At 35.9% G+C, this 3128-nt stretch carries 1 protein-coding gene and 1 pseudogene; one reads left to right on the top strand and one right to left on the bottom strand.

Annotated elements, in window-relative coordinates; translation table 11 throughout:
- Positions 1-289: 289 nt before the first annotated feature.
- A pseudogene (locus LZ480_RS19555) lies at positions 290-427 on the top strand (IS110 family transposase); the annotation flags it as partial.
- Positions 428-693: 266 nt separating this feature from the next.
- Here LZ480_RS19555 and LZ480_RS19550 read toward each other — a convergent pair.
- Positions 694-2724, bottom strand: a complete 2031-nt coding sequence (locus LZ480_RS19550; protein WP_241371216.1) for a methyl-accepting chemotaxis protein — start codon at positions 2722-2724, stop codon at positions 694-696.
- Positions 2725-3128: the final 404 nt, after the last annotated feature.

Here is a 3128-nt window from a genome sequence, read left to right as displayed (position 1 = left end):
TATTTTTATCTTTTTCAAATTTAATTAAGAAACCTAGTGTATTTTACTCCTACGATAAAATTACTATAGCCAATCCCCCGAATTATTCACGAAAACCCAAACTCTCAAGAATTTGAGTAGAATTCTCATATAAAAGTTCATTCGTCAGGTGAAAATAGCCAAATGAGAGAAAAGTTAAAATGATTCTTAGGAAAAACTGATTTTTGAGCAGACTTCTCACTTGGTGCGGGTTCGATTTTTAAAAAATTCGATTTAGTTCATTTCGAGATGCCATAATCGTGCATTAGCCACAAAGTACTGGTCACTCGCCGCTAAACGAGGCAAGAAAAAAGCACTCGTTGCAATATCGCATCGAATGCTTCGGATCATTTACTCCATGCTACAGAACAAGGAGCCGTTCAAATTAACCACAAATAACTTAGTATAACCAAAACCAAAAAGTTTTATTCAAAGTTACCCCTTCACAGGTAGCTCTGTTTTCTTATTGGCTTTTTCAGGTCACAACTAGCATTACCTAGCCTAATCAAGATTATTCAGATTCATAAGGAATTATTTACTTTCACAGAAAATTGCTTGAACGCAATCTCTTTCTCTTGCTCTCCCTGTATCTCTTATATTCTTTTGAATCGTTATCGCAGCAAATACTTTTAATAATCGTAAGCTATCAAAAATTGCAGTCCTTTCAAATACAAACTAAACGTTAAATTTCCCTGTTTCTTCCTGAAGGCTTTGTGCGAGCATTGCAAGTTGCTCAGAGGCTACCGCCATTTCATTCATTGTGGACGATTGTTCCTCTGTGATAGCTGATACATTTAATGTGTGCTCGTTTGTTGCTATTGCCTGTTCTCTTATTGCTTGTACGGTTACAGTTACCTCTGTAAGCTTCCCGTAAGCATTTGTTGTGTTATGACTAGTCTCTTCAATCGTTCTTTTTAAATCTTGAATAGCATTTGTAATCGTATCAAACGTTACTCCTGCTTGTTGAACAGAATCAATACCGTTATGTGCAATTGTACGACTTTGTTCCATCATTGAGACCGCTTCGTTGATTTGATCTTGAATATTACGCACCAGCTTAGCGATGTCCTGTGAGGCATGGCCTGTTTGCTCGGCAAGAGCCTTTACTTCTCCAGCCACCACTGCAAAACCTTTTCCTGCTTCTCCAGCACGCGCTGCTTCAATAGCTGCATTTAAAGATAACAAGTTTGTTTGGTCAGTAATAGATGAAATAAGTTGGCTCATCGTGTCAATTTGTGCGGATTGATCCTTTAAACTATTTACTAGGTTAGCACTGTTCTCCACTTGTATATGGAGCTGTGTAATCTCATCAACAAATGTGCGAATTTGTTTTGAGCCGCCCGCTGCAATATCAGATGTTGTTGTCGATTTTTGAACAGCATTTTCTAAAACATTCACTACACCGTGCATATCATTAGCTAGTACAGTCGTTACGGATTCTAACTGTTCACTAACGACATGCTGTTTACTTGTATTTTCCGCGACATCCTGCATAGATGTAGCTACATTTGTAATAGATAGATTGACCTCTTGCACACTTGCAGTTAGCTCCTCTGCCGTCGATGCAACAATTTCTGACTCAGACAATATTCGTTGGACCATACCCCCTAATGATTGCTGAGAATGGTTGTAGTATTGGGCCATCTCACCAAATTCATCCTTTGTATCGGCAGCCATCATTTGCGTTAAATCGCCATTTGCAAGAATACCTAAATAATCATTCATATTTTGTACTTCACTGCGTATATAGCGTGCAATTAAGAAAATGACGATAGCAATGAGTACTATTAGTACAATACTTGCAATAATTTGTTGATATAGCATTGCTTGTACCTCACTATAAAGCTCACTGGTTGGCACAAGTAAAACGAGCTTCCATGGCATACCGTCAATTTGCTTGTATTGTAACGTATATTCTTCGTCATCGATTGTTATTTCTATTAAATCTTCCACATTTGCTAACTGTTCAATAGGCATATTCAAGTAATTTTGAACTGTTTCATTATTCACTTTTTCCGGATCAGGATGCGTTAAAAATTTTCCGCTGTCTTCCATTAAAAAGGCATATCCACTTTCTCGGATAGTGACGTCTGATACGATGGATTGAATAGAATTGAGCACGTAATCTGCTGTAATAACCCCGATTGGCTCATTACCTTTTACTAATTGAATACCAAATGAAATAAACATTTCCCCTAAAGCCTCATCAAAATAGGGCTGCGTGTATGTAACTTCTGCTGATTTTAAGCTATTTGTATACCACTCCTGTGTATGAAAATCATATGATGGATCTTCATAAATGTCCGTATAGATAACTTTTTCGCCATCCTTATGGGCGTAGGGTCCAAAAAGTTCGCCATTTGCAACATCCTTCTCTAACCAAAATCCCATACCATATGTTTCTTTGTTTGATGGAAGTAATTGCTCTACGAAGCGTACAAATTGTTCCCTTGTCATAGGCTTATCTATTGATTCTATTGCAGACTTTGCACTATACATGAGCTGTTTATGCGAATATAATTTATTTTCAACTGAATTACTTACATTATCCGACAATAATGACATTTCATTTTCAATAGAATTTTCCAGTTCATTCGATGCACCCAAATAGTTAATGATAGACATACTCACTAGAAATATTGTAATAATAGGAATAAGTATACCAATTTTTGTGACAATCTTGAGATTCCCTAATAATTTCTTCATTCACTTTCTCCCTTTTGACCTTGATTCTTTGCACATTTTTCTTTCATAGTATAATGGATAAAAGTTTCATTAGTATATTATTTTTTTAATTTTTCACTGAACTTAAACTGAATTGGTCTTTAATTATTATGTGTGCCCACAACTTTAAGGCTGGTACAATTACAAGCGCATTCACGGATAGTTCAAATAATGACTAACGGGGCGACGAAGTACTTTTGATATAAAAAAAGTTGCCTATTTGTTAGAAAACCATAAAAAAAACAGCTCACTAGATAAATTAACCCGAATTATTCACAGGAATCTAAAATCCTGTGAATTTTAGTAGATTTATAATTTGAAAGTTAATTCTGCAGGGAAAAATAGCCGGATGAGCAAAGAGTTAAAAACAAAAAAACCACTGAATA

The sequence above is a fragment of the Solibacillus palustris genome (genome assembly GCF_022549215.1).
GTDB classification, from domain to species: Bacteria; Bacillota; Bacilli; order Bacillales_A; family Planococcaceae; genus Solibacillus; species Solibacillus daqui.
Note: the sequence above shows the minus strand (reverse complement) of the source record. Positions and strands in the feature narration are given on the sequence as shown.

What these genes read in the sequence shown, in the direction of transcription:
- LZ480_RS19550 (WP_241371216.1), bottom strand. Translation starts at nt 2,724, where the DNA reads ATGAAGAAATTATTAGGGAATCTCAAGATTGTCACAAAAATTGGTATA.